The following is a 24,103-nucleotide window of genomic DNA, read 5'->3' as shown; positions in this document are numbered from 1 at the left end:
GGGCGCACCATTGTGTGGCGAGAAAATCAGGCTTGAGCCTTGGCCTCGGCCAGTTGTTGCCAGAGTGACGCCGCGCCGGCGGATTTGGCGATGGCTTCCAGGCGAGCCACGTGTCGGGCCAGGTCATCTTCGCTGGCACGGATGATACGCGTCGGTTGACGATCGACCGGCAGGCGGCGGATCTCGGTGGCGGAATTGTCCGCACCTTCCCCGGAACCGTTGCCGTCGGAAGCATTACCAGCCAAGGACAGGCTGGTCTGGCCGCCCGTCATGGTCAGGTAAACGTCGGCGAGGATCTCGGAGTCGAGCAAGGCGCCGTGCAGTTCACGACCGGAGTTGTCGACGCCGTAGCGTTTGCACAAGGCGTCGAGGCTGTTGCGCTGCCCCGGGTGACGTTCCCGGGCCATCATCAGGGTGTCGAGGATCGAGCAGTGCTGCGTGATGTCCGCACGATCGTGCTGGCCCATCAGGGCGAATTCGTTGTTGATGAAGCCAACGTCGAACGCCGCGTTATGGATGATCAGCTGCGCACCCTTGATGAATTCAAAGAATTCTTCAGCCACTTCAGTGAAGCGCGGCTTGCCGACCAAAAATTCGTTGGTGATGCCGTGGACGCCGATGGCGCCTTCATCACTCTCGCGGTCCGGTTGCAGGTAAACGTGGAAATGCCGGCCCGTCAGGCGCCGACCGATCAACTCGACACAACCGATTTCGATAATCCGGTGGCCGTCGGTCACCGGCATGCCGGTGGTTTCGGTATCGAGTACAACGGATCTGGTGGCCATCAGTGCTCAGCTCTCAACGGGTCATTCGTGCAAAAGCGGCGATGTTAACACGCCCGCGGGATCCGGCGCGCCACGCCAAGTGATGCAAACGCCGTGGATTTTCAGCAAAATCGCGTCATCGTTCATCGCGAGCAAGCTCGCTCCCACAGGGGATTTGCGCACAATAGAGATCCAATGTGGGAGCGAGCTTGCTCGCGATGGCCGCGACGCGGTGTATTGGCAGAAACTGAATCAGGCCTGCTTGTAACCGCGCACTTCATCCACGCCACGATTGGCCAGTTGGTCGGCGCGTTCGTTGCCATGATGCCCGATGTGCCCGCGCACCCATTTCCAGGTGACGTTGTGGCGATTGACCTGCTCATCCAGCAACTTCCACAGATCAGCGTTCTTCACCGGTTCTTTCGCGGCGGTTTTCCAGCCGCGCTTCTTCCAGTTGTCCATCCACTCGTTGATGCCTTTCATCACATACTGCGAGTCGGTGACCAACAGCACGTCGCAGGAGCGCTTGAGTTCTTCAAGGCCACGGATCGCGCCCATCAGCTCCATGCGGTTGTTGGTGGTGTTGGCTTCACCACCCCACAGTTCTTTTTCAATGCCCTTGCACACCAGCAAAGCGCCCCAGCCGCCTGGGCCAGGATTGCCTTTGCAGGCGCCGTCGGTGAAGAGTTCTACGCTATCGCTCATGCCAATCTATCCAGAAAATGCGGTGGCTCGCCAATCGGTGATCGACGATGCCCGAGGCCGGGGCAAACCCGGCCGGGAAAATAAAAAGTGTATTACGGATCGATGCGGCGACGATTGACCTTGGCCATCGGCAATGGAATCAGCTTGCCCATCGGTTCGCGCCGCTCCTGACGGACGGGCCGCAGGCCCACCACGATCTTGCGCGCAACCAATAAATAGAAGCCGCCACCCGACAGTTGCCAATCACCGGCCTTGCGCTCCCAACCGGCCAGACGAGCCTGCCAGGCGGGTGACGCAAGCGGCGGACGATAGCACCCGAAGCGGCGTTTCTCCAGCGCGAAGCCCAGCAGGTTCAGCCAGTCCCCGACTCGCGACGGGGAGATGCAACGAGCCTTGCGCAAGGCGTCGTGAGCGAAAACGTGACGCAAGCCCCAGGTACTCCAGGGGTTGATCCCGACGATCAGCAGATGCCCACCGGGCCGCACGCTGCTCGCCGCTTCGCGCAGCAGACCGTGGGGCGACAGGCAGAAATCCAGCCCATGCTGCAACACCACCACATCGGCGGCATGCTCGCTCAAAGGCCATGCCTGCTCTTCGCAGACGATCTCGACACCCGGCAACGGCGCGCCGAGCCGCACATTGCGCTGGACTTGCGGCGCCGACGGCGGTGTTTGGGCCGACGGACCGTAATGCACCAGGTAGCCACCGAAGAACCGTCCCAACTCGTCTTCGAGCATGCGACGTTCTTCGTCCAGCAGAAATTGCCCGATGGGGCCGGACAGCCATTCACGGGCCGCGCTGATCAATGTCAGCCATTCAGGATCAGCCTGAGCGAACGCTTTATCGGTCATTGCATTCTCCAACGCGCCAGGAAGTTCTAAGATGCGCCAATGTTTTCCGCTTGGCGAATCCGACGATGATACAGATCAGTGCCCTGCCCGCCTTTACCGACAACTACATCTGGTTGTTACAAGACCACAGCACCCAGCGCTGCGCGGTGGTCGATCCGGGCGATGCCGCGCCAGTGCAGGCCTGGCTCGCAGCGCACCCGGGCTGGGTGTTGAGTGATATTTTGATCACTCACCACCATCATGACCACGTCGGCGGCGTCGAGCAGCTTAAAAAAGCGACAGACGCGACAGTCTACGGTCCGGCCAGCGAAACCATCCCGCTCCGGGACGTGGCGCTCAAGGACAACGACCGCGTCAGCGTGCTGGGCTGGGACTTCGATGTCTTTGCCGTCCCCGGCCACACCCTTGGGCATATTGCCTATTACCATCATGGTTTGCTGTTCTGCGGTGACACGCTATTTGCCGCCGGTTGCGGGCGCTTGTTCGAAGGCACGCCGGAGCAAATGCATACCTCACTGACCCGCCTCGCCGCGCTGCCTGAAGATACGCTGGTCTACTGCACTCACGAATACACCCTGAGCAACTTGAAGTTTGCCGCAGCGGTAGAACCGGGCAATCCGGACACTGCCGCACGTCTGGAAAAAGTCACCGCACAACGTGAAGCCGGAATCATGTCGCTGCCCTCTACGCTGGCGCTTGAAAAGCTTACCAACCCGTTTTTGCGTGTCGACGAAACATCCGTTAAAGAAAAAGTGGACGAACGGAATGGAACCCAAAACCGGGCTCCGAGTGCAGTTTTTGCTGCTCTGCGTGCTTGGAAAGATAAGTTCTAAATAGCCATCACGCTGGTACAAAAATTCTGAATGGTTGACCGCAGGGGGTGCGCTTTCTAGAATCGCCCGACATTTTTGCCCGGAACTTACTTCCAGCCAATGTCGTCATCTATTCGTAAAGCCATCAATTCAGACGCATTGACCCGCTTGGCTCAAGCCATCGCGGTGGCTGTGTCCGCCACTCTGGCGGGCTGCTCAAGCCATGTGCCGCAGACCGAAGCGACACACACTCCGAATATCGCCGCCCGAGCCAAACAGAAACCTATCTGGCTCAGCGAAAAACCGACTCCACAAATTCCACAAGATGTCTGGGAGCGCATGCGCCAGGGCTTCCAGTTGCAGGACAGCCTGGGCGTCAACCCACGCATCGAGCAACAGCGCCTGTGGTTCGCCAGCAACCCGTCCTTCCTCGAAAACGCCGGCGAACGCGGCAGCCTCTACATTCACTACATCGTCGAACGCCTTGAAGAACGCAACATGCCGCTGGAACTGGCGCTGCTGCCAGTGATTGAAAGCGCCTACAACCCGATGGCCTATTCCCGGGCCGACGCGGTTGGCTTGTGGCAATTCATCCCTTCCACCGGGCGTTACTTCAACCTGCGTCAAACCCGTTTCTATGATGGCCGTCGCGATATCACCGCCTCGACCACCGCAGCCATGGACTACCTGACCCGCCTGCACGACATGTTCAACGGCGACTGGCTGCTGGCCCTGGCGGCGTACAACGCCGGCGAAGGCACGGTCAGCCGGGCCATCGAGCGCAACGAAAAGCTCGGTTTGCCGACCGATTACTGGAACCTGCCGCTGCCGGCCGAAACCCAGGCCTACGTGCCAAAGCTGCTGGCCCTGTCGCAAGTGGTGCTGGCACCTGAAGCCTACGGCGTGAACCTGAACCCGATCGCCAACGAACCATACTTCCAGGTCGTCGAAATCAACCAGCGCATGGACCTGTCCAAGGTCGCCGCGGTGGCTAACATCGACGAAGACGAACTGTTCCAGCTCAACCCGGCCTTCAAGCAGCGCACCACCATCGATGGCCCCCAGCATTTGCTGGTGCCAACGTCCAAGGCGCAGCTGCTGACCGCCAGCCTGTCGACCATGCGTCCTGAAGAATTGATCAGCAAGAAGCCGCTCAAGCCGGTATTCGAAGGCTCAGACGACTCCGAACTCGCCAGTCTCAAACGCGCTTACCGCGTTAAACGCGGGGACAACCTGGCCGCCATCGCCAAGGCCAACAAGGTCGACGTCAAGGACCTTCAGCGCTGGAACAAGCTGACCGGCAAGAACCTCAAGGTCGGCCAGACACTGGTCATGCAGGACACCGCCAAGCGCAGCAGCGGTCGGGTCAACACCGTCGTGGCAGCGAACAGCAAAGCAAACAGTAAAGCTGACAAACAGAAGCCGCAGACCCAATACAAGGTCAAGCAAGGCGATTCGCTGTACATGGTGGCCAAGCGTTTCAACGTTGAAATGCAGCACCTCAAGCGCTGGAACCCGCGTGTTGGCCAAGCGCTGAAGCCTGGTCAGATGCTGACGGTGGCTTCCCCACGCTGATTGATGTGAAACCCAAAAAGATCGCAGCCTTCGGCAGCTCCTGCGGATGTAAACGCAGGTAGGAGCTGCCGCAGGCTGCGATCTTTTTTTATGCCCCGAGACCGCTTTCAGCACCCGTCTTTTTCCTGTCGATACAAGCTGTTACTGTACGAGCCACAAAGCCCAAGCCGCCTGGATCGGATCCCTGACTTGAAGCGTCCCCTCCTCCTGCTCCTGATCAGCCTGGCCTTGAGCTCCCCCGCAAGCGCGACGATCAGCGAAAGCCATGGTTATGCGCAGTTCGGCACGCTCAAGTACCCGGCCAGATTTACCCACTTCGACTGGGTCAACCCGCAAGCGCCCAAGGGCGGTACGTTGCGGGTGATGGCGTTTGGCACCTTCGATACGCTCAATCCCTACACGTTCAAGGGTTCAAGCCCGGTTTCCACACCGAACTTCCTGCAATACGGCATCAACGAGCTCAACGAACCGTTGATGGTCGGCACCGGCCAGTACGCGCCGTCCGGCGATGAACCGACCTCCAGCTATGGCCTGATTGCCCAATCGGTGGAATACAGCGAAGACCGCAGCTGGGTGGTGTTCAACCTGCGCCCCGAAGCGCGTTTCCACGATGGCACGCCGATTACCGCCTATGACGTGGCGTTCTCCTACCGTTTGTTGCTCAAGGAAGGCCATCCGCAATACCGCACCAACCTTCAAGAAGTGTCGCGGGTCGACATCCTCAACCCGCAGCGCATTCGTTTTGTCTTCAAACGCGCCGGCAATCCGTTGCTGATCCTGCGCCTGGGCGAGTTACCGGTGCTGCCCCAGCATTACTGGAAAGGTCGTGACTTCAAGGCCACCACCTTCGAACCGCCACTGGGCAGCGGACCGTATCGCATTACGTCGGTAGAGCCTGGGCGGCAGATCATTTTCGAACGGGTCAAGGACTACTGGGGCAAGGACTTGCCGGTCAATCGCGGCAAATACAACTTCGACCGTATGGAAGTCGAGTTCTACCGTGACAGCGACGTGGCTTTCGAAGCGTTCAAGGCCGCTGAGTTCGACATCTACATCGAACACCAGGCGAAGAACTGGGCCAACGGATACACCTTCCCGGCCGTGCGCCGTGGCGATGTGATCAAGGCGCAAATCGCGCACCAGATCCCGACCCAGAGCCAGGGCCTGTTCATGAACACCCGGCGGCCAACCTTCGCCGAGGCCAAGGTCCGCGAAGCGCTGGGGTTGATGTTCGACTTCGAGTGGACCAACCGCACGCTATTCAGCGGCGCCTACAAGCGCGCCATGAGTTATTACCCCAACAGCGAGTTCTCCGCCACCGGGCTACCGGTCGGTCACGAATGGCTGTTGCTCAAGCCCTATCGCGATCAGTTGCCCGCCAAGCTGCTCACCGAGCCGTTCAGCCTGCCGCAGACCGAAGGCCGCGGCATTCCACGGGAAACCATGCGCAAGGCTCTGGAACTGCTCGCCGAGGCCGGCTGGAAACTCAACGGTCAGAGGCTACAGAACACCATCGGCCAACCGTTGCGTTTGGAGATCCTGCTGGTCAACCCGAACCTGGAGCGCATCCTTCAGCCTTACGTCGAGAACCTCGCCAGCATCGGCATCGACGCTCGGCTGCGCACGGTTGATCGCGCCCAGTACAAGCAACGCCTTGATCAGTTCGATTTCGACATGATCCTGATGACCCTCAACCAGACGCTCAGTCCGGGCCTGGAACAATGGCAGTACTTCCACTCCAGCCAGGTCGGGATCAAGGGCAGCAAAAACTACGCAGGCATCGCCAATCCGGTGGTCGACCATTTACTTGAACAATTGCTCGCCACCCAGACCCGGGATGAACAAGTCGCCGCCGGCAGGGCCCTGGACCGGGTGTTGCTGTGGCAGCACTACATCATTCCCAACTGGTACCTCAGTTATCACCGCCTGGCCTACCGCAACCGGTTCGCCTTCGTCACCACGCCGCCCTACACATTGGGCCTGAGCGCCTGGTGGCTGAAATCTTCGGAGAAAGATCGATGAAACCCGTACGCACCCTGCTCTTGCAGGCCAGCGGTCTGTTGTTCGCCGGGCTGGCCTGTGCCGCCCCGCAACATGCCCTGACCCTGTACAACGAGCCGCCGAAATACCCGGCCGATTTCAAACATTTCGATTACGTGAACCCCGACGCGCCCAAGGGCGGGATTTTCCGTCAGGCCGGTTTCGGCGGCTTTGACAGCCTCAATCCCTTCATCAACAAGGGTGTCGCGGCCGACGACATCAGCATGATCTACGACACCCTGGCCAAACAGGGCCTGGATGAGCCTTTCACCGAGTACGGCCTGGTCGCCGGCAAGATCGAAAAAGCCCCGGACAACAGCTGGGTGCGTTTCTACCTGCGCCCCGAAGCGCGCTTCCACGATGGGCATCCGATGCGCGCCGAGGACGTGGTTTTCAGCTTCCAGACCTTGATCAAGGACGGCGCGCCGCTGTTCCGCGGTTACTACAGCGATGTCGAGGAAGTGGTCGCTGAAGATCCGCTGACGGTGCTGTTCAAGTTCAAACACAACAACAACCGTGAGCTGCCGCTGATCCTCGGCCAGTTGCCGGTGCTGCCCAAGCATTGGTGGGCGACTCGCGATTTCACCAAGGGCAACCTGGAAATGCCGTTGGGCAGCGGCCCGTACAAGGTCAGCGAAGTCAAGGCCGGGCGTTCGGTGCGCTATGAGCGGGTCAAGGATTACTGGGGCAAGGACCTGCCTGCCAACCGCGGGTTCTACAACTTCGACGTGATGACCACCGACTACTATCGCGACAACACCGTCGCTCTGGAAGCGCTCAAGGCCGGGCAGTTCGATTACTGGCTCGAAATGGCAGCAAAGAACTGGGCCAACGCCTACAACATTCCGGCGGTCACCGAGGGCCGGTTGATCAAGGAACAGATCCCGAACGGCAACCCCACCGGCATGCAGGGTTTTGTGTTTAACCTGCGCCGCCCAGTTTTCCAGGACGTACGTGTACGTCAGGCCTTGACGCTATTGCTGGACTTCGAGTGGACCAACAAACAACTGTTCAATGGCGCCTATGTGCGCACCCGCAGTTATTTCGAGAATTCGGAAATGGCTGCCAGCGGCCTGCCGGACGCCGATCAGTTGGCGATCCTCGACCCGTTCCGCGGCAAGATTCCCGAGCAGGTGTTCAGCGAGGCGTTCCAGAACCCGCTGACCGACGCCAGCGGCATGATCCGCGCCCAACAGCGCAAAGCCTATCAACTGTTGCAAGAGGCGGGCTGGCGGATCGTCGATGACAAGATGGTCGACACCCATGGCAAACCGGTGACCATCGAGTTCCTGTTGGCCCAGACCGAATTTGAGCGGGTGCTGCTGCCGTTCAAGCGCAACATGAGCGACCTGGGGATTGACCTGGTGATCCGCCGGGTCGACGTCTCGCAGTACATCAACCGCGTGCGTTCACGGGACTTCGACATGATCGTCGGCAGCTTCCCTCAGTCCAATTCACCGGGCAATGAACAGCGCGAATTCTGGATGTCTGCCGCCGCCGACAAACCCGGCAGCCGCAACTCCATGGGCCTGAAAGACCCGGTGGTGGACCAGTTGGTCGAGCAACTGATCAACGCCGATTCGCGCAAAAGTCTGGTGGCCCATGCACGCGCGCTGGACCGCGTGCTGCAATGGGGCTATTACGTGATCCCCAACTGGCACATCAAAACCTGGCGCGTGGCGTACTGGAACCACATCGGTCATCCGAAAATCTCCCCCAAGTACGACATCGGCATCAACACCTGGTGGGTCAAGCCCGATGCCAAACCTGCGGTAGAAGTCGAAACCAAACTGCAAGCCGACCCTGCGGGCATGGAGTAATCAGATGCTGGCGTATATTTTTCGGCGACTGCTGCTGATCATCCCGACCTTGCTCGGCATTTTGCTGATCAACTTTGTGATCATCCAGGCCGCCCCCGGCGGGCCGGTGGAGCAGATGATCGCCAAGCTCGAAGGCTTCGAAGGGGCCACCAGCCGCATTGCCGGTGGCGGTGCCGAAGTCTCGGTGGCCGGCTCCGCCTATCGCGGTGCCCAGGGCCTGGACCCGATGCTGGTCAAGGAAATCGAACACATGTACGGCTTCGACAAATCGGCGCCGGAACGCTTGTGGATCATGATCAAGAACTACGCCACGCTTGATTTCGGCGACAGCTTCTTCCGCGACGCCAAGGTCATCGACCTGATCAAGGAAAAGATGCCGGTGTCGATCTCCCTCGGGCTTTGGAGCACGCTGATCATGTACCTGGTGTCGATCCCGCTGGGGATCGCCAAGGCGACGCGACACGGCAGCCACTTCGACGTCTGGACCAGCTCATTGATCATCGTCGGCTACGCGATCCCGGCGTTCCTGTTCGCCATCCTGCTGATCGTGGTATTCGCCGGCGGCAGTTATTTCGACTGGTTCCCGCTCAGAGGGCTGACCTCCAACAACTTCGATGAGTTGAGCATGGGCGGCAAGGTTCTCGATTACTTCTGGCACCTGGCATTGCCGGTGACGGCGCTGGTGATCGGCAACTTCGCGACCATGACCCTGCTGACCAAAAACAGCTTCCTCGACGAAATCAACAAGCAGTACGTGGTCACCGCCAAGGCCAAGGGCCTGACTAACCACCGCGTGCTCTACGGCCATGTGTTCCGCAACGCCATGCTGCTGGTGATCGCCGGGTTCCCGTCGGCGTTTATCGGCATCTTCTTCACTGGCTCGTTGCTGGTGGAGGTGATCTTCTCCCTCGACGGCCTCGGCCTGATGAGTTTTGAGGCGGCGATCAACCGCGATTACCCAGTGGTTTTTGGCACGCTGTTCATCTTCACCCTGTTGGGACTGGTGGTGAAACTCATCGGCGACCTCACGTACACCTTTGTCGATCCGCGTATCGACTTCGAAAGCCGGGAGCATTGAGATGAACCTGTCCCCTCTCAATCGCCGACGCTTCGAACTGTTCAAGGCCAACAAGCGTGGCTGGTGGTCGCTGTGGCTGTTTCTGCTGCTGTTTGGGCTGAGCCTCGGCGCCGAGCTGATCGCCAACGACAAACCGCTGGTGGTGCACTACGACAACGGCTGGTACTTCCCGGCGCTCAAGCGTTACCCGGAAACCACCTTCGGCGGCGAATTCCCGCTGGAAGCCAACTACAAGAGCCCGTACATCCGCGAATTGCTCAAGGAAAAAGACGCCTGGGTCCTGTGGGCGCCGATTCCCTACAGCTATCAAAGCATCAACTACGACCTGAAAGTCCCGGCACCCGCACCGCCCTCGACCGACAACCTGCTGGGCACTGACGATCAGGGCCGCGACGTGTTGGCTCGGGTGATTTATGGCTTCCGAATTTCGGTGCTGTTCGCCCTGACGCTGACCATTCTCAGCTCGATCATCGGTGTGATAGCCGGGGCCTTGCAGGGTTTCTACGGCGGCTGGGTGGATTTGGCCGGGCAGCGCTTTCTGGAGATCTGGTCCGGGCTGCCGGTGCTGTACCTGCTGATCATTCTCGCCAGCTTTGTGCAGCCGAACTTCTGGTGGCTGCTGGGGATCATGCTGTTGTTCTCGTGGATGAGCCTGGTGGACGTGGTCCGCGCCGAATTCCTGCGAGGGCGTAATCTGGAATATGTGCGCGCCGCGCGGGCGCTGGGGATGCAAAACGGTGCGATCATGTTCCGTCACATCCTGCCCAACGCCATGGTCTCGACCATGACCTTCATGCCGTTCATCCTGACCGGCGCCATCGGCACCCTGACCGCCCTGGATTTCCTCGGTTTCGGTTTGCCGCCTGGCGCACCGTCGCTGGGTGAACTGGTGGCCCAGGGCAAATCCAACCTGCAAGCGCCGTGGCTCGGCATGAGCGCGTTTGCCGTGTTGGCATTGATGTTGAGTTTGCTGGTGTTCATCGGCGAGTCCGCTCGCGATGCCTTCGACCCGAGGAAGTGAAATGAATCAGGACAATCTGATCGAAGTGCGCGACCTGGCCGTCGAATTTGTCGTCGGCGAGCGCGTTCAACGGGTGGTCGAAGGCGTGAGCTTCGATATCAAGCGTGGCGAAACCCTGGCGCTGGTGGGCGAAAGTGGCTCTGGCAAATCGGTGACGGCCCACTCGATCCTGCGGCTGCTGCCCTACCCGCTCGCCCGGCATCCGTCCGGGACCATCGAGTACTCCGGGCAGAACCTGCTGAGCCTGAAAGAGAAAACCATCCGCCACATCCGCGGTAACCGGATCGCGATGATCTTCCAGGAGCCGATGACCTCGCTCAATCCGCTGCACTCGATCGAGAAGCAGATCAACGAGGTATTGAGCACCCACAAGGGCCTGATCGGTAAAGTGGCGACCAAGCGCACGCTGGAGTTGCTGGAAATGGTCGGCATCCCGGAGCCCGAGAAGCGCCTCAAGGCCCTGCCCCACGAATTGTCCGGTGGCCAACGGCAGCGGGTGATGATTGCCATGGCCCTGGCCAACGAGCCGGAACTGCTGATCGCCGACGAGCCGACCACCGCGCTGGACGTGACCGTTCAGCTGAAAATCCTCGAATTGCTTAAGGAATTACAGGCCCGATTGGGCATGGCGCTGCTACTGATCAGTCACGATTTGAACCTTGTGCGAAGAATTGCGCATCGCGTATGTGTCATGCAGCGCGGTTGCATCGTCGAACAGGCATCGTGCGAAGAGTTGTTCCGCGCACCGCAGCATCCGTACACTCGGGAACTGCTGGCAGCGGAGCCCAGCGGCAAGCCGGCAACTAACGTTATCGGCCCGCCCTTGCTGCAAGTCGAGGACCTGAAAGTCTGGTTCCCGATCAAGAAAGGCTTTCTGAAAAAGACCGTCGACCACATCAAAGCGGTGGACGGCATCAATTTCAGCCTGCCTCAGGGCCAGACCCTGGGGATTGTGGGAGAAAGCGGTTCGGGCAAGTCGACACTGGGTTTGGCAATTTTGCGGCTGATCGGCAGCAAAGGTGCCATCCGTTTTGAAGGCAAGCAGCTAGACTGCCTGACGCAGCAACAGGTTCGGCCGCTGCGTCGGCAGATGCAGGTGGTGTTTCAGGACCCGTTCGGCAGCCTGAGCCCACGGATGTGCGTGAGCCAGATCGTCGGCGAAGGCCTGCGGATCCACAAGATGGGCACCGAGGCGGAACAGGAACTGGCGATTATTGCGGCACTCAAGGAGGTAGGTCTGGACCCGGAAACCCGGCACCGCTACCCCCACGAATTTTCCGGCGGGCAACGGCAGAGAATCGCCATTGCCCGGGCATTAGTGCTAAAACCGGCGTTGATTCTGCTGGACGAGCCGACTTCGGCCCTCGACCGGACAGTGCAACGCCAAGTGGTGGAGCTTTTGCGTTCACTGCAAACCAAGTACAACCTGACGTATCTGTTTATCAGCCATGACCTGGCTGTCGTCAAAGCGCTGAGCCACCAGCTGATGGTGGTCAAGCAAGGCCAAGTGGTCGAACAGGGAGACGCGCAAAGTATTTTTGCGGCCCCCAAACATCCGTATACACAGCAGTTGCTGGAAGCCGCTTTCCTGGCTCCAGCCACTGCGCAATAACCTGAAAGAGAGGAGCAACACATGGGTTTTCTCGCCGGTAAGCGCGTACTGATCGTCGGTGTCGCCAGCAAGCTGTCCATCGCATCCGGCATCGCTGCCGCCATGCATCGCGAGGGCGCTGAGCTTGCCTTCACTTATCAGAACGACAAACTCAAGGGTCGTGTCGAAGAGTTCGCACAAAGCTGGGGTTCCAACCCTGACCTGTGCTTCCCGTGCGACGTGGCCAGCGATGAAGAAATCGCCAAGGTCTTCGTTGAGCTGGGCAAGAAGTGGGACGGCCTGGACTGCATCGTGCACTCCGTCGGCTTCGCCCCGGGCGACCAACTGGATGGCGACTTCACCGAAGCCACCACCCGTGAAGGTTTCCGCATCGCTCACGACATCAGCGCCTACAGCTTCGTGGCCCTGGCCAAAGCCGGCCGCGAAATGATGAAAGGCCGCAACGGCAGCCTGCTGACCCTGTCGTACCTGGGCGCCGAGCGCACCATGCCGAACTACAACGTGATGGGCATGGCCAAGGCTTCCCTGGAAGCTGGCGTTCGTTACCTGGCCGGCTCCCTGGGCCCGGACGGCACCCGCGTCAACTGCGTATCGGCTGGCCCGATCCGCACTCTCGCCGCTTCCGGCATCAAGAACTTCCGCAAGATGCTGGCCGCCAACGAAGCGCAAACCCCGCTGCGTCGTAACGTCACCATCGACGAAGTCGGCAACGCTGGCGCCTTCCTGTGCTCGGACCTGGCGTCCGGCATCAGCGGCGAAATCATGTACGTGGACGGTGGCTTCAACACCACGGCCATGGGCAGCCTTGAAGAGTAATCTTCGGGTTGTAACGAAAAAACCCGCCTCTTGAGGCGGGTTTTTTTGTGCCCGTAATTTCAGGCCTGGCGCAATCAATGTGGGAGCGAGCTTGCTCGCGATAGCGGACTAACCATCAAAATTGATGTCGACTGACACTCCGCCATCGCGAGCAAGCTCGCTCCCACAGGGGTTTGGTGTTTAGCCGGAAATGTGTGTCAGGCAGCTGGAAAACAGCTGCTGGATCGGCTGTGTGCGCTGGCTATAGCGCTGCAACAGGACGATCTCGCGGTAGAACGTCAACTCCCCCAACGGGATGATCCGAACCTTCGCCCCATGCTCAAGCCAGAGCCCCGCCTCGGGTAGCAGCGACACGCCTAACCCGCATTCAACCATCTTCACGATGGCTTCCAGCTCATCCAGCTCCAAAGCCACCTGCACATCAATCTGCTGCTCACGCAAAAAACGCGTCACCAGTCTTCCACCGAACGAATTGCGGTCGTAACGCACCTGCGGATGGCTCGCGAGGATCTGCAACGGCTCATCGCCTTCAAGGTCCGCAGGCACGATCAATACAAACGGCTCCTTGCGGATGAGCTGCGCTGACAGTTCTTTGGGCAACTCGAACGGCGGCTTGATCAGGATCGCCAGATCCACCTCACCGGTGTCCACTTGGCTCAACAGGTTCAGCGATACGCCGGGCACCAGTTTCGGCTCCAGTAATGGCGCCTGTTGCCTCAGTCGTAGCAATGCCTGGGGCAGCAGTCCGGTCTGGGCCGTGGCCACCGCGCCTATTTTCAACTCGCCGCGATACTCACTGACATCATCGCTGACCGCCATGCGGCTGAAGGTCTCCAGCATTTCCCTGGCCATCGGCAACGCCCGCTGGCCCGCCGCATTGAGCAGCGCCTGACGTCCGGTGCGGTCGAACAAACGAATACCCAGAGCCTGTTCCAGATTGCGAATCTGCGCGCTGACGGCCGACTGGGTCAGGCCGATGTGCATCCCGGCCGCGGCAAAAGTGCCGTAGCGCGTCACCGCAATGAAGGTTTTCAGTTCCCGCAGCATGGCGTTCTCGATTGATCGAAATAATTTGAGCTCGATGCAAAAATTATCGTCTTTTAATCAAAAAGCACAGGGCTAAACTCAGTCTGAATCCAGACAACCGAGGCACATTCGATGCAACTCTCCCCTTTTCACTTGGCCATCCCGGTCTACGACCTGACGGCCGCGCGGAATTTTTATGGCGAAGTGTTCGGCCTGGAAGAAGGTCGCTCAAGCGATCATTGGGTCGATTTCAATTTTTTCGGCCATCAATTGGTCATTCACCTGGCGCCGAAAAACGCCTCTCAAGAAGCCGCGCACACCAATGCTGTCGACGGTCATGACGTACCGGTGCCGCATTTTGGGGTGGTGTTGGGGATGAACGAATGGGAGGCGCTGGCCGAGCGATTGAAAGCCCTCAACACCCGATTCGTGATCGAACCGGGCATTCGCTTTCAGGGCTTGGTAGGTGAGCAAGCGACGATGTTTCTCTTCGATCCGTGCGGCAACGCGCTTGAGTTCAAGGCTTTCAAGGATGTGGCTCAGTTGTTTGCCAAGTGAACGCATCGGCCTGTGCCAGCAGCTCCTCGATCGAGCCGGGAAGCAGAGGGTTGCACTCGAGTTGTCCGATGCTGAAGCGAATGTCATAACCGCGATGCACCGTAGCATTGCGCTCTTCGAGTATTTCTTCGAGTCGCGCCCTGATCGCGGGTATTTCCACAACGCTTGAGCCGGTCAGTAACGCGACGAATTTGTCGCTGCCCAACCGGCCGATCACATCGCTCTCGCGAAAGGCAATTCGCAGCACATCAGCGAAGGTTTTCAGGGCGTTGTCGCCCTCGGCACGACCATAGAGATAGTTGATGTGTTTGAAGTCATCAATATTGAAGAGCAACAGCGTCGCTGGCTTTTTCAGCTGCTGGCAGACATCCAGCCCTTGTTGGGCCAGCGCTGTAAAACCGTGTCGATTGGAGAGCAGCGTCAACTCGTCCATGCTCGCCATCTGCACGCCCATCAGCTCCTCCTCGGCCTTGCGGGCCAGGTCACGCAGTAGCTCGCGCTCCTGCAGTGGCGTGCGCAACAGGTCGGCGCACGCGCCTGGTTTTACCGGTTTGCCTGGGATCAGCATTACTCACTCCATTGGCGGGTATGTTTCTTAGAGTCGTCCATACCCGTTTTGACTCCCTGTTAACGGACCGCCGGTCAACTACCCACGACCGGACATGGCCCTCCCGCGTCTGCCCAGCGTTTGAACTGGGTGACAAAAATGTCGTGCGGCACCGGCACCGGCGCCCTTCCCTGACCCGGATTCCAGCCCCAGAGCACCAGTTTGTCGTCACTGACATGCTTGATCAGCGCGGCGAAATCGCGGTCGCCGTTGCTGGAACGGTCCTTGATCATTGCGCACAACTGGTCGGCCGGCAGACCGATCCAGGCCATTTTGTGCGCGGCGGGCGGCAGGCTCCAGTGCGGCGCCCCCGGCGGTGCGTGAGCGCCGTAACTGGCCGGCGGATTACTCTCGGCGTGGCAGGTAGCGCAGGGCAAACCCGCCGCGCCCTTGCCGTCCATGCCCCGCACGACGTTCATGGCGTGGGGAATCCCGGCGTCGAACTGCAACGGCGAATCGCCGGGGATATGGCAATTCTGGCAGCGCGGGCTCTGAAAGACCTTTTGCACGGTATCGAACGCCTTGATGGCCTCCTTATCGTCAGCGAACAGGTCCTCGGCGTAGCCGACCAGGCCGATCAACACCACCGCGCCAAGAATCAGATGTCGTCTCATCTCACACCCCCGACAGTTGCAGCGGCAGTTCCCGCAAGCGTTGGCCGGTCAGGGCGAACACCGCGTTGGCCACTGCCGGCGCCGTGGGCGGCACACCGGCCTCGCCGATGCCGCCGGGTTTGTCGCTGCTGGGCACGATATGCACTTCCACCACCGGCATTTCGTTGAGCCGCAGCACTTGATAGTCATGGTAATTGGACTGCACCACTTGCCCATTCTTGAAGGTCAGTTTGCTGTGCAAGGTAAATCCGAGGCCGAAGGTGATGGCCGATTCCATTTGCGCCGCGATGCTCATCGGGTTAACCGCAATGCCGCAATCCACCGCACACACCACCCGGTGGACGCGGATCGCCAGGTTGTCCTGGGACACCTCGGCCACCTGGGCAACATAACTGCCGAAAGACTCATGCACCGCGACACCCAACGCATGCCCGTCCGGTAGCGGCGCCTTCCAGTTGGCTTTCTCGACGGCCAGGTTCAGCACGCCAAGATGCCGTGGATGGTCCTTGAGCAAGGTTCGTCGGTACTCGACCGGATCCTTTCCGGCCGCCTCTGCCAGTTCGTCGATCAGCGACTCCATCACGAACGCGGTGTGGGTGTGCCCCACCGAACGCAGCCAGAGCACGCGGATGCCGGTTTGCGGCGAATGCAGATCAACCTGGTGATTCGCCAACCCCTCAAGGTACGGACTGTCGGCGACCCCTTCGACAGAGGTCTTGTCGATGCCATTTTTGACCATGGTTGCCTCAAATGACGTGCCCGCCATGATCGACTGCCCGACCATCACATGCTTCCAGGCGATCGGCAGGCCACCGGCATCGAGGCCGATGCGGGCCTGATGGAGGAACGCGGAGCGGTAGTAGCCGCCGCGAATGTCGTCCTCCCGGGACCAGACGGTTTTCACTGGCGCGCCCGCGGCCTTGGCGACTTCCACGGCTTCAGCGACAAAGTCCGAGGTCGGATTGGCCCGGCGACCGAAACCGCCGCCCAGAAACTCGGTGTGAATCTCCACCTGCTCGGGCTTGAGCCCGGTGATTTTCCCGGCGACCATTTGATCCAGCGTCTGAAACTGGGTGCCGGTCCAGATTTCGCATTTTTCTTTGGTGATTTTAACTGTGCAGTTGAGCGGCTCCATCGGCGCGTGGGCCAGGTATGGCACGCTGTATTCGACATCGATGGCCTTCACCGCTTTCCCCAGACCCGCCGCGACATCACCGGCCTGATTGGCCGACATGCCAGGGGTGGCGGCGAGTTTGCGGAAGCTTTCCAGCAGCGTCTGACTGTCGAGCCCGGTGTTCGGTCCCAGGTCCCAATCAATCTTCAACGCATCGCGCCCCAGCTTCGCCGCCCAGTAATGGTCGGCAATCACCGCCACCCCGGTGGGCACCTGCACCACTTTGTGCACGCCCGGGATCGCCAGCGCTTCGGCACCTTCGAAAGATTTGACGCTGCCACCGAACACCGGCGAGCGCGCAACCATGGCGGTCATCAGGCCGTCGAACTGCACGTCCATGCCGAACTTGGCGCGGCCGGTGATTTTTTCCGGTGTGTCCAGGCGCTTGGTCGGTTTGCCGATGATTTTCCAGTCCTTGGACTCCTTGAGTTTGATCGACGCTGGGTCCGGCACCGGCAGCTTGCCGGCCTCATCGGCCAGTTCGCCGTAAGTGGCGCGCTGGTCGCCGGCAATCACCACACCCGATTCGGTGCGAATTTCGGAGGGCGCGACATTGAAACGTTTGGCCGCCGCGTCGATCAACATCAAACGCGCCGCTGCACCGGCCTGCCGGTAGCGGTCGAACTCCATCCAGGTCGAGGTCGACCCACCGGTGATTTGCATCCCGCCAAACCCGGCCAGGCCATACTCGGCGGCCGAAGCCGGTGCATGTTCGACGCGGATCTTCGACCAGTCGGCGTCCAGTTCTTCGGCGATCAACATGGTCAGGCCGGTCCAGATGCCCTGGCCCATTTCCGAATGGCCGAGCAGTATGGTGACGCTGTTGTCATTGCCGATCCGTAAAAACGCATTGGGCGCGAAAACATTGCCTTGATTCTCGGCGCCGACGGCAAAGCGATGGCCACCAGGGATGACAAACGCCACCACCAGACCGCCGCCCAGCACTGCGCTGCCCTTGAGGAAACCACGGCGTGACAGAGGATTGAGGCTGTTCATTGCTCAGACTCCCTTCAACGTGGCATCAACCGATCTCGGCGGCGCGCTTGACCGCTGCGCGGATCCTTGGGTAGGTGCCGCAGCGGCAGATGTTGCCGGACAGCGCCTGATCAATGTCGCTGTCGGTGGGCTTGGGGATCTTCGCCAGCAAGGCCGCCGCCGACATGATCTGCCCGGACTGGCAGTAACCGCACTGGACCACATCGAGCTCGGCCCAGGCTTGTTGCACCGGGTGTGAACCGTCGGTAGACAGGCCTTCGATGGTGAGGATTTTTTGCCCGTGGGCCACGGCTGTGGCGGGCGTGATGCAGGAACGCAGTGGCGCGCCGTCGACGTGTACGGTGCAGGCGCCGCACTGGGCGATGCCGCAACCGAATTTGGTGCCGGTCAAGTGCGCGACATCGCGCAGGACCCACAGGAGCGGCATGTCTGCGGGGACATCCAGCACCTGGTCCTTGCCATTGATGTTGAGGGTCAGCATTGCGAATTTCCTCAGACTCACGGTGTTCTGAAGGGGCGTCGCTGTGGCGGTTCAGAACCTACGCGCGCCTCGGGTTATCTCTACAGCTAAGCGCAAATTGCCCCACCGGACAGGTTCATCGACCACCGGTCACACAAAGGCCGCCTCGATGGGCGGCCTTCTTATGCGGTTTTGGCTTAGAAGTCGGTGGACACCGACAGCTCACGCCACGTCTGCAACTCCTCAGCGACGAAGGTGTTCTTGGCTTCGATCGCCGCGACACAGTCGCTGCCCAGCGGTAAGCGCAGCGGGGCTTTTTCCGCTTCCACCAGTTTGATCATGGCCTGGGCGAGCTTGTCCGGATCGCCAGGCTGATTCAGGGTCACGGCCTTGGCAATTTTGCGCACCTCACCCGCCGTGCTGTCGTAGTCGGCAATCGAAGCCGGGGATTCGACCAGCGAATTACCTTCGAGGAATTCGGTACGGAAATAACCAGGCTCGACAATGGTCACGTTGATGCCCAGCGGTGCCAGTTCGGCGTGCAGCGCCTCGCTCAAGCCTTCGACGGCAAATTTGGTCGAGCAGTAGACACCAAAGCCCGGCCCCGACGTGTAACCGCCCACAGAAGAGAGATTGATCACATGTCCACGGCGAGCGGCGCGCATGTGCGGCAGGACGGCGCGAGTGACATTCAGCAAGCCAAAGACGTTGGTTTCATACACGCGGCGCACTTCATCGGCGCTGGCTTCTTCCACCGCACCGAGCACGCCGAAGCCGGCGTTATTGACCAGCACGTCGATGCGCCCGAAGTGCTCGATGGCCGCCTTGGCGACTGCAACTCCCTGGACTTCATTGGTCACATCAAGGGTGACGGCCAGCAAGCCTGGCTGCTCGCCAAAACGCTGGGTGATGCTGCCGGCGTCACGGGCGGTGGCGACCACGGCGTCGCCATTGGCCAGCGCGGCGGCAGCGATCTTGGCGCCGATACCGCGAGAAGCGCCGGTGATGAGCCAGACACGTTTGAAGCTATGGGAAGTGGTCATGTTCGCGAATCCTTGTAGGCAGTTGGGGTAGGCACAAGGTACGCAGGAACATTGGTCTGAAAAATGCCCTCGTGTTACAAGCACTATGAAACGCTCTTTCATAATGGCGCCGACATGAACCACGATCCGTTCGATGGCTTGACCGAGTTTCTCGCGGTCGCCGAGCACAAAAGTTTCACCCTGGCTGCGACTCGGCTTGCCGTTACGCCCACCGCCGTCAGCCACGCGATCAAACTGCTGGAACGGCGCACCGGCGTGCTGCTGTTTCAACGCACCACGCGCCGGGTGGCGCTGACCGAAGCCGGCGCCAGTCTGTTTGCGCGTTTGCGTCCGGCGGCCAGTGAAATCGATGAAGCCCTGGCGGTGCTCAGCGGTTTCCGAGATCAGCCCATGGGCACGCTGCGACTCACGGCACCGCGATTGTCCGGGGCCCTGTTGATGGAGCCGCTGATTCCGCTGTTCCGCGAGGCGTACCCGCAGGTCACTCTCGATATTTCCCTGGACGACGCCACGGTCGACCTGATGGCCGGCGGCTTCGATGCAGGGATTCGCCTGGGAGAGTCGATTGAAAAAGACATGATCGCGGTGCGCCTGACACCTGACCTGCAATGGTCTGTGGTGGGCTCCCCGGCGTACTTCGCCAAGGTTGGCAAACCGGCCATCCCGGAAGACCTGACCCGACATGAATGCATCGGCTTTCGCTTCTCGACCTCCGGCAGCGCGCATCGCTGGGAGTTTCGCCGCGAGGGTCGGGACTTCACCGTGGGCGTCGAGGGCGGCGTGATCGTCAATGACCGCCGGTTGTTGGTGGCGGCCGCTCGCAGCGGTTCGGGCCTGGCCTATGCCTGTGATCTGGAGATTGCCGACGAGTTGGCGGATGGACGCCTGGAACGGGTGCTGCAACCCTTCGTGCCACTCAGCTCGGCGTTGTATCTGTACTTTCCCAGCCGCACCCAGACACAGCCGAAATTGCGGGCCTTTATTGATTTGGCCACCCGGTGGATCGCTGAAAAAGGAGGCCAGGACCGCCGCTGAACCGTCGCCTTCAGGCCACAGCGCCGACCAGACGTTTGCCCAGCCGATGTTGCGCCAGAAGGCGCATCACATAGCCAATTTTGAGTAAGGTCGGCCCGATGATGGTCATCGCATGCATCGACACCAGCACCACGATCGGCAAATGACTGTCGTAGAGATAAGCGCCGTAGATACCCGTCACAAGCAACGCGAGACCGGCGCCGAGTACCCGGCTCGACAGATGCAAAACGTGCTGAGGATTGTTGAAGAACTCGAACATTTTTCCGTACTCCTGAATTAGATCAGTTGTACGTTTGATGTATCAAGTCGCGTGCCAGATTAAAAACCCATGAAGATCAATCAATTGAGTTCGCACGAGTCGATATGACTACTTCCATTGGTAGTCATACCGACCCTACAAAAAGTCATTACGACTACATCAGGGTTGTTTCACGTAAGCCGCGCTGTACTTCTGATATTCGCCGAAACCAGTCACTTCTGCGGCGCCATTGAGCAACTGCAGGCGAAACAGCGGATCGCCTTGGGGGTCCAGTGCGATGACGAGATTGCCGGCGAGCAATGGGTACTGATGATGGACTTCGACAGGCGGGTCCTTGAGCTGAAAAATGCTCAGGTTGATGTCCGCCATCTCGGGGCGGTTGTCGATCCCCGGCAATACTTTGAGGGTCAACTCGCCGACACGCCGATCCTGGACATTGCTCACGAGGTAGCGCCCTTCTCGCTGACTGTCTGCTACCCGCTCAAGTTTTTGCGCGGCGACCTTGAACGCAGTCGGCCTCATATCGATGCTTAATTGACGAGAGCCGTTGATCCACGTGCCGGTCTGGCTGCCCTGCTCGTTCGGCGTGCCTTCGACGAACCAGTTGCCGATCATCTGACCGTCGTCGTCCAGTTCACGCAGAACAATACCGCCATCTTCGTAGGTATTGCCCACCAGCCGGATCGGTTGACCGCTGCCGGTCTTGCTGTAGCGAACTTCCCCGACGTAGACATCACCCTGACGTTGCCACCACAGCTCAACGGGAATCTTGTCATCGAGGGTGCCGCGCAACATGACGGGCGCTTCACCGACGGGCCCCTCGAGGCGCCGACGCTCCGTCCACTGGCCGGATTTTAGTTCACGATCGGTGACGTCCACATACCCATAAGGCATGAACGGGTTGGCTTCCGACGGTTTCTGCACAACCTCTATTTTCTCGGCCACCTTCACAGGGCGGTTGTCCTGTATTTGCCAGGTCGCGCTCTGCCGCCAGCAGCAGCCGCTTTTGGACTGGGTATGCAGGCTTTTGGTGACCGGGTCGATGTCGAACATGCCCAGATTCGCGTCACGGGTCAGTGCGGAAAAGGGCTTGCTCAACACGAGCGTCGGGCTCTCGGGATCGAACAGATAGATGTCGTAGGAAGGACCGCCATAGCCCGCATCATTGCCATTGCGTACGGCAAGATCTTGCTGCCCGTCGAAATTGAAATCGCCGAACAACAGCAAACTTTGATCGGCATACGCCAGGTTGCGGTCGAACTCAGAAGCTTTGCGGCCTGGCTTGAACAGCGTGAACGCTTCGTCTGACTCGATGCGCTGCAGCACCTGACCGCCGGCCCTTTCGCGCAATGTAATCAGCGCGGGAGCGCCGTCGAAGGTCTGGGTCGGCGGCTGAGCAAACAGCACGTCGATGACGTATTTCTGCGCAGGGTCCGTGAGGTGATACGTCAGTGGTTCGGCGCTTACGGCAGCGGCAACCAGCAGACAGGAAACAGCCAATAAACGAGGGAAAACCATGATGCAGAGCGTCCTTGCGGCAAAACAGATCGGCAGTCTAGCGACTAACGGGTCATGCCGACATCGTTGATTCCGTGAAGAGGAAACTCTTTCAACTTGTCGATCTACGGTACGGCCAGACGACCCGAGGCTGACTACGCTCAAAGTCCAGCCTGAGTAATCCGTAGAGGAGCTGTGCCATGCAACGCGTTCAAAAACTCACGCCCTGCCTGTGGTTCGACAATCAGGCCGAGGAAGCCGCGAAGTTCTACTGTGCGATCTTCGATCATTCGAAAATCAGCGCCACCACCCACTACGGCAAGGCTGGCCAGGAGATTCACGGCAGGCCCGAAGGCTCGGTGATGACGGTCAGTTTCGAACTGGACGGGCAGAGTTTTACCGGCCTCAACGGCGGTCCCATCTTCAAGTTCAATGAAGCGGTTTCATTTCAGGTCAATTGCCATACTCAGGAAGAAGTCGACCACTTCTGGGGGCGCCTGTCCGCGGGCGGTCCCGTTGAGGCCCAGCAATGCGGCTGGCTCAAAGACAAATTCGGCGTGTCCTGGCAGATCGTGCCGGTGGCGCTGATGGACATGATGAAAGACCCTGACACGACAAAATCCCAGCGCGCCATGACCGCGATGTTGCAGATGAAACAACTCGACATCGCCGCCTTGCAGCGGGCCTTTAACGGCGAGAGCTAATACACTCCGGTTCTGGCCTGCCGAGAACACCTGCGATGAAGCACACCATTGCCAAAGACGCTGACAAAGCCCCACGCTTCTGGCGCGACGACGCCCTGCCCTTCATCGAAGCGCGTTCCATCGCCGACGGCCGCGAGGTCTGCTACAGCCGGCATTCCCACGAGCACTTTTCCATCGGTGCGATCACGGCCGGGTGCAGTACCTACCTCCACGAGCAATCGGAGTTTCAGGTCAGTGCCGGCACCGTGGTGCTGATGAATCCCGGTGATGTCCATGCCTGCAATCCCATCGATGACCAGCCGTGGTCGTACCTGATGCTGTACGTCGAGACACCCTGGCTGACCGATTTGCAGCATCAGCTCGGTTTCAGCCAGGACTTGGCGTTTCGCCGGTTTTCCAGCACCCACACTCACGACAGCGACCTGTTTACCGGCCTGAAAGGTTTGTACGACGTGCTGGTCGATGCGCAGCAAGACGTGTTGCGCAAGCAAAGCGCGGCCGTGGAGTTTTTCACCGACGTGCAGCAGCGGCTCAACCCGATCGATCAACCGCTGCGCGAACCCAATTTCAAACTGGAGCGGGCGGCCGATTACATCCGCGACAACTGCACGCACCTGCTCAAGCTCGAAGACATTTGCGAGGCGGCTCAGCTATCGCCGTCCTACCTGATTCGTGCGTTCAAGCAGTATTACGGCATGACACCCCACGCCTTTCTGGTTAACCGGCGTATCCAGTTCGCCCGCGATCAGCTGCGCAGCGGCAAGCTGATCGCCGATGTGGCGCTCGAAGCCGGGTTTGCCGATCAGGCACACTTTCAACGGGTATTTAAACAGCATTTGGCGGCGACGCCTGGGCAATATCGGAGTTGACATCAGCCGTCATCAAACAAAAGAACCCGCGGCAAACTTTCGTATATACATACCGCAATACATCGCCGCACTAAGGTATTTGGCACATCACCCGACACCCTGCTCACCCCACGCCTGTTTTATACATATATGGACATATAGGTAAAACGACAACGCGCATCAGTTCA

At 59.7% G+C, this 24,103-nt stretch carries 23 protein-coding genes; 12 read left to right on the top strand and 11 right to left on the bottom strand.

Annotated elements, in window-relative coordinates; all coding sequences use genetic code 11:
- Nucleotides 1-26: 26 nt before the first annotated feature.
- From dnaQ to ACA056_RS13335, 3 genes are all read right to left on the bottom strand, one after another.
- Nucleotides 27-785: a DNA polymerase III subunit epsilon gene (gene dnaQ / locus ACA056_RS13345; protein WP_497273321.1), complete on the bottom strand. Its 759-nt coding sequence runs from the start codon at nucleotides 783-785 to the stop codon at nucleotides 27-29.
- A 231-nt stretch (nucleotides 786-1,016) separates the two neighbouring features.
- Nucleotides 1,017-1,469 carry a ribonuclease HI gene (gene rnhA / locus ACA056_RS13340; protein WP_008152099.1) on the bottom strand — a complete coding sequence of 151 codons (453 nt, stop codon included), beginning with the start codon at nucleotides 1,467-1,469 and terminating at the stop codon, nucleotides 1,017-1,019.
- A gap of 92 nt (nucleotides 1,470-1,561) precedes the next feature.
- Nucleotides 1,562-2,320, bottom strand: a complete 759-nt coding sequence (locus ACA056_RS13335) for a methyltransferase domain-containing protein (protein WP_008152097.1) — start codon at nucleotides 2,318-2,320, stop codon at nucleotides 1,562-1,564.
- Between the two features lie 65 nt (nucleotides 2,321-2,385).
- Between ACA056_RS13335 and gloB the strand changes: the two genes are divergently transcribed.
- The 8 genes from gloB to fabI all read left to right on the top strand — a co-directional run bounded on the left by gloB (nucleotide 2,386) and on the right by fabI (nucleotide 13,094).
- Entirely contained in the window at nucleotides 2,386-3,153 is a 768-nt protein-coding gene (gene gloB / locus ACA056_RS13330) for a hydroxyacylglutathione hydrolase (protein WP_497273320.1), read from the top strand.
- A 99-nt stretch (nucleotides 3,154-3,252) separates the two neighbouring features.
- Nucleotides 3,253-4,707, top strand: a complete 1,455-nt coding sequence (locus ACA056_RS13325) for a transglycosylase SLT domain-containing protein (RefSeq protein WP_497273319.1) — start codon at nucleotides 3,253-3,255, stop codon at nucleotides 4,705-4,707.
- A 189-nt stretch (nucleotides 4,708-4,896) separates the two neighbouring features.
- Nucleotides 4,897-6,729 (top strand): extracellular solute-binding protein, encoded by a 1,833-nt coding sequence (locus tag ACA056_RS13320; RefSeq protein WP_497273318.1) that lies wholly within the window; start codon nucleotides 4,897-4,899, stop codon nucleotides 6,727-6,729.
- Entirely contained in the window at nucleotides 6,726-8,567 is a 1,842-nt protein-coding gene (locus ACA056_RS13315) for an extracellular solute-binding protein (protein ID WP_497273317.1), read from the top strand. Before ACA056_RS13320 ends, ACA056_RS13315 begins: the two co-directional genes overlap by 4 nt.
- Before the next feature lie 4 nt (nucleotides 8,568-8,571).
- A complete protein-coding gene (locus ACA056_RS13310; RefSeq protein WP_497273316.1) occupies nucleotides 8,572-9,645 on the top strand; it encodes a microcin C ABC transporter permease YejB in 1,074 nt (357 codons plus the stop codon).
- 1 nt (nucleotide 9,646) lies between these two features.
- Nucleotides 9,647-10,666, top strand: a complete 1,020-nt coding sequence (locus tag ACA056_RS13305; protein WP_095128240.1) for an ABC transporter permease — start codon at nucleotides 9,647-9,649, stop codon at nucleotides 10,664-10,666.
- Between the two features lies 1 nt (nucleotide 10,667).
- Nucleotides 10,668-12,278, top strand: a complete 1,611-nt coding sequence (locus ACA056_RS13300; RefSeq protein WP_223430832.1) for an ABC transporter ATP-binding protein — start codon at nucleotides 10,668-10,670, stop codon at nucleotides 12,276-12,278.
- Nucleotides 12,279-12,299: 21 nt separating this feature from the next.
- Nucleotides 12,300-13,094 carry an enoyl-ACP reductase FabI gene (gene fabI / locus ACA056_RS13295; RefSeq protein ID WP_008152082.1) on the top strand — a complete coding sequence of 265 codons (795 nt, stop codon included), beginning with the start codon at nucleotides 12,300-12,302 and terminating at the stop codon, nucleotides 13,092-13,094.
- Nucleotides 13,095-13,274: 180 nt separating this feature from the next.
- Here the strand turns inward: fabI and ACA056_RS13290 are convergent, their stop codons facing one another.
- Complete coding sequence (locus tag ACA056_RS13290; RefSeq protein WP_497273315.1) at nucleotides 13,275-14,141, bottom strand: LysR family transcriptional regulator; 867 nt, start codon at nucleotides 14,139-14,141, stop codon at nucleotides 13,275-13,277.
- 111 nt (nucleotides 14,142-14,252) lie between these two features.
- Here ACA056_RS13290 and ACA056_RS13285 point away from each other — a divergent pair, with 111 nt between their 5' ends.
- Nucleotides 14,253-14,678 (top strand): VOC family protein, encoded by a 426-nt coding sequence (locus ACA056_RS13285; RefSeq protein WP_497273314.1) that lies wholly within the window; start codon nucleotides 14,253-14,255, stop codon nucleotides 14,676-14,678.
- Here the strand turns inward: ACA056_RS13285 and ACA056_RS13280 are convergent.
- From ACA056_RS13280 to ACA056_RS13260, 5 genes are all read right to left on the bottom strand, one after another.
- Nucleotides 14,647-15,246 (bottom strand): GGDEF domain-containing protein, encoded by a 600-nt coding sequence (locus tag ACA056_RS13280; RefSeq protein ID WP_497273313.1) that lies wholly within the window; start codon nucleotides 15,244-15,246, stop codon nucleotides 14,647-14,649. The genes ACA056_RS13285 and ACA056_RS13280 overlap by 32 nt on opposite strands.
- Before the next feature lie 74 nt (nucleotides 15,247-15,320).
- Nucleotides 15,321-15,899, bottom strand: a complete 579-nt coding sequence (locus ACA056_RS13275) for a hypothetical protein (RefSeq protein WP_497273312.1) — start codon at nucleotides 15,897-15,899, stop codon at nucleotides 15,321-15,323.
- A 1-nt stretch (nucleotide 15,900) separates the two neighbouring features.
- Nucleotides 15,901-18,069 (bottom strand): xanthine dehydrogenase family protein molybdopterin-binding subunit, encoded by a 2,169-nt coding sequence (locus tag ACA056_RS13270; RefSeq protein WP_497273311.1) that lies wholly within the window; start codon nucleotides 18,067-18,069, stop codon nucleotides 15,901-15,903.
- Between the two features lie 25 nt (nucleotides 18,070-18,094).
- Nucleotides 18,095-18,550, bottom strand: a complete 456-nt coding sequence (locus tag ACA056_RS13265; protein WP_497273310.1) for a (2Fe-2S)-binding protein — start codon at nucleotides 18,548-18,550, stop codon at nucleotides 18,095-18,097.
- A 176-nt stretch (nucleotides 18,551-18,726) separates the two neighbouring features.
- Nucleotides 18,727-19,572 carry an oxidoreductase gene (locus ACA056_RS13260; protein ID WP_497273309.1) on the bottom strand — a complete coding sequence of 282 codons (846 nt, stop codon included), beginning with the start codon at nucleotides 19,570-19,572 and terminating at the stop codon, nucleotides 18,727-18,729.
- A 114-nt stretch (nucleotides 19,573-19,686) separates the two neighbouring features.
- Here ACA056_RS13260 and ACA056_RS13255 point away from each other — a divergent pair, with 114 nt between their 5' ends.
- Nucleotides 19,687-20,607 carry a LysR family transcriptional regulator gene (locus ACA056_RS13255; RefSeq protein WP_497273308.1) on the top strand — a complete coding sequence of 307 codons (921 nt, stop codon included), beginning with the start codon at nucleotides 19,687-19,689 and terminating at the stop codon, nucleotides 20,605-20,607.
- 10 nt (nucleotides 20,608-20,617) lie between these two features.
- Here ACA056_RS13255 and ACA056_RS13250 read toward each other — a convergent pair whose 3' ends face one another.
- On the bottom strand, nucleotides 20,618-20,866 hold the full coding sequence (locus ACA056_RS13250) for a transmembrane sensor/regulator PpyR (protein ID WP_497273307.1): 249 nt from the start codon (nucleotides 20,864-20,866) through the stop codon (nucleotides 20,618-20,620).
- 159 nt (nucleotides 20,867-21,025) lie between these two features.
- On the bottom strand, nucleotides 21,026-22,384 hold the full coding sequence (locus ACA056_RS13245; protein ID WP_497273306.1) for an XAC2610-related protein: 1,359 nt from the start codon (nucleotides 22,382-22,384) through the stop codon (nucleotides 21,026-21,028).
- A gap of 179 nt (nucleotides 22,385-22,563) precedes the next feature.
- Here ACA056_RS13245 and ACA056_RS13240 point away from each other — a divergent pair, with 179 nt between their 5' ends.
- Together ACA056_RS13240 and ACA056_RS13235 are read left to right on the top strand one after the other, a co-directional pair.
- Nucleotides 22,564-23,067: a VOC family protein gene (locus ACA056_RS13240; RefSeq protein ID WP_497273305.1), complete on the top strand. Its 504-nt coding sequence runs from the start codon at nucleotides 22,564-22,566 to the stop codon at nucleotides 23,065-23,067.
- A gap of 35 nt (nucleotides 23,068-23,102) precedes the next feature.
- Nucleotides 23,103-23,936, top strand: coding sequence for an AraC family ligand binding domain-containing protein (locus tag ACA056_RS13235; RefSeq protein WP_497273304.1), 834 nt, complete (start codon nucleotides 23,103-23,105; stop codon nucleotides 23,934-23,936).
- The last annotated feature ends 167 nt before the right edge of the window (nucleotides 23,937-24,103 follow it).

It is taken from the genome of Pseudomonas sp. LBUM1666, assembly GCF_059695775.1.
The sequence above is the reverse complement of the archived record's forward strand: the minus strand, read 5'-3'. Positions and strand labels throughout refer to the sequence as shown.

Coding starts and splice junctions, on each gene's coding strand:
- rnhA (WP_008152099.1), bottom strand. CDS start 1,469: ATGAGCGATAGCGTAGAACTCTTCACCGACGGCGCCTGCAAAGGCAAT.
- ACA056_RS13255 (WP_497273308.1), top strand. CDS start 19,687: ATGAACCACGATCCGTTCGATGGCTTGACCGAGTTTCTCGCGGTCGCC.
- fabI (WP_008152082.1), top strand. CDS start 12,300: ATGGGTTTTCTCGCCGGTAAGCGCGTACTGATCGTCGGTGTCGCCAGC.
- ACA056_RS13265 (WP_497273310.1), bottom strand. CDS start 18,550: ATGCTGACCCTCAACATCAATGGCAAGGACCAGGTGCTGGATGTCCCC.
- ACA056_RS13300 (WP_223430832.1), top strand. CDS start 10,668: ATGAATCAGGACAATCTGATCGAAGTGCGCGACCTGGCCGTCGAATTT.
- ACA056_RS13325 (WP_497273319.1), top strand. CDS start 3,253: ATGTCGTCATCTATTCGTAAAGCCATCAATTCAGACGCATTGACCCGC.
- ACA056_RS13335 (WP_008152097.1), bottom strand. CDS start 2,320: ATGACCGATAAAGCGTTCGCTCAGGCTGATCCTGAATGGCTGACATTG.
- gloB (WP_497273320.1), top strand. CDS start 2,386: ATGATACAGATCAGTGCCCTGCCCGCCTTTACCGACAACTACATCTGG.
- ACA056_RS13235 (WP_497273304.1), top strand. CDS start 23,103: ATGAAGCACACCATTGCCAAAGACGCTGACAAAGCCCCACGCTTCTGG.
- ACA056_RS13285 (WP_497273314.1), top strand. CDS start 14,253: ATGCAACTCTCCCCTTTTCACTTGGCCATCCCGGTCTACGACCTGACG.
- ACA056_RS13290 (WP_497273315.1), bottom strand. CDS start 14,141: ATGCTGCGGGAACTGAAAACCTTCATTGCGGTGACGCGCTACGGCACT.
- dnaQ (WP_497273321.1), bottom strand. CDS start 785: ATGGCCACCAGATCCGTTGTACTCGATACCGAAACCACCGGCATGCCG.
- ACA056_RS13240 (WP_497273305.1), top strand. CDS start 22,564: ATGCAACGCGTTCAAAAACTCACGCCCTGCCTGTGGTTCGACAATCAG.
- ACA056_RS13275 (WP_497273312.1), bottom strand. CDS start 15,899: ATGAGACGACATCTGATTCTTGGCGCGGTGGTGTTGATCGGCCTGGTC.
- ACA056_RS13315 (WP_497273317.1), top strand. CDS start 6,726: ATGAAACCCGTACGCACCCTGCTCTTGCAGGCCAGCGGTCTGTTGTTC.
- ACA056_RS13305 (WP_095128240.1), top strand. CDS start 9,647: ATGAACCTGTCCCCTCTCAATCGCCGACGCTTCGAACTGTTCAAGGCC.
- ACA056_RS13280 (WP_497273313.1), bottom strand. CDS start 15,246: ATGCTGATCCCAGGCAAACCGGTAAAACCAGGCGCGTGCGCCGACCTG.
- ACA056_RS13250 (WP_497273307.1), bottom strand. CDS start 20,866: ATGTTCGAGTTCTTCAACAATCCTCAGCACGTTTTGCATCTGTCGAGC.
- ACA056_RS13310 (WP_497273316.1), top strand. CDS start 8,572: ATGCTGGCGTATATTTTTCGGCGACTGCTGCTGATCATCCCGACCTTG.
- ACA056_RS13260 (WP_497273309.1), bottom strand. CDS start 19,572: ATGACCACTTCCCATAGCTTCAAACGTGTCTGGCTCATCACCGGCGCT.
- ACA056_RS13270 (WP_497273311.1), bottom strand. CDS start 18,069: ATGAACAGCCTCAATCCTCTGTCACGCCGTGGTTTCCTCAAGGGCAGC.
- ACA056_RS13245 (WP_497273306.1), bottom strand. CDS start 22,384: ATGGTTTTCCCTCGTTTATTGGCTGTTTCCTGTCTGCTGGTTGCCGCT.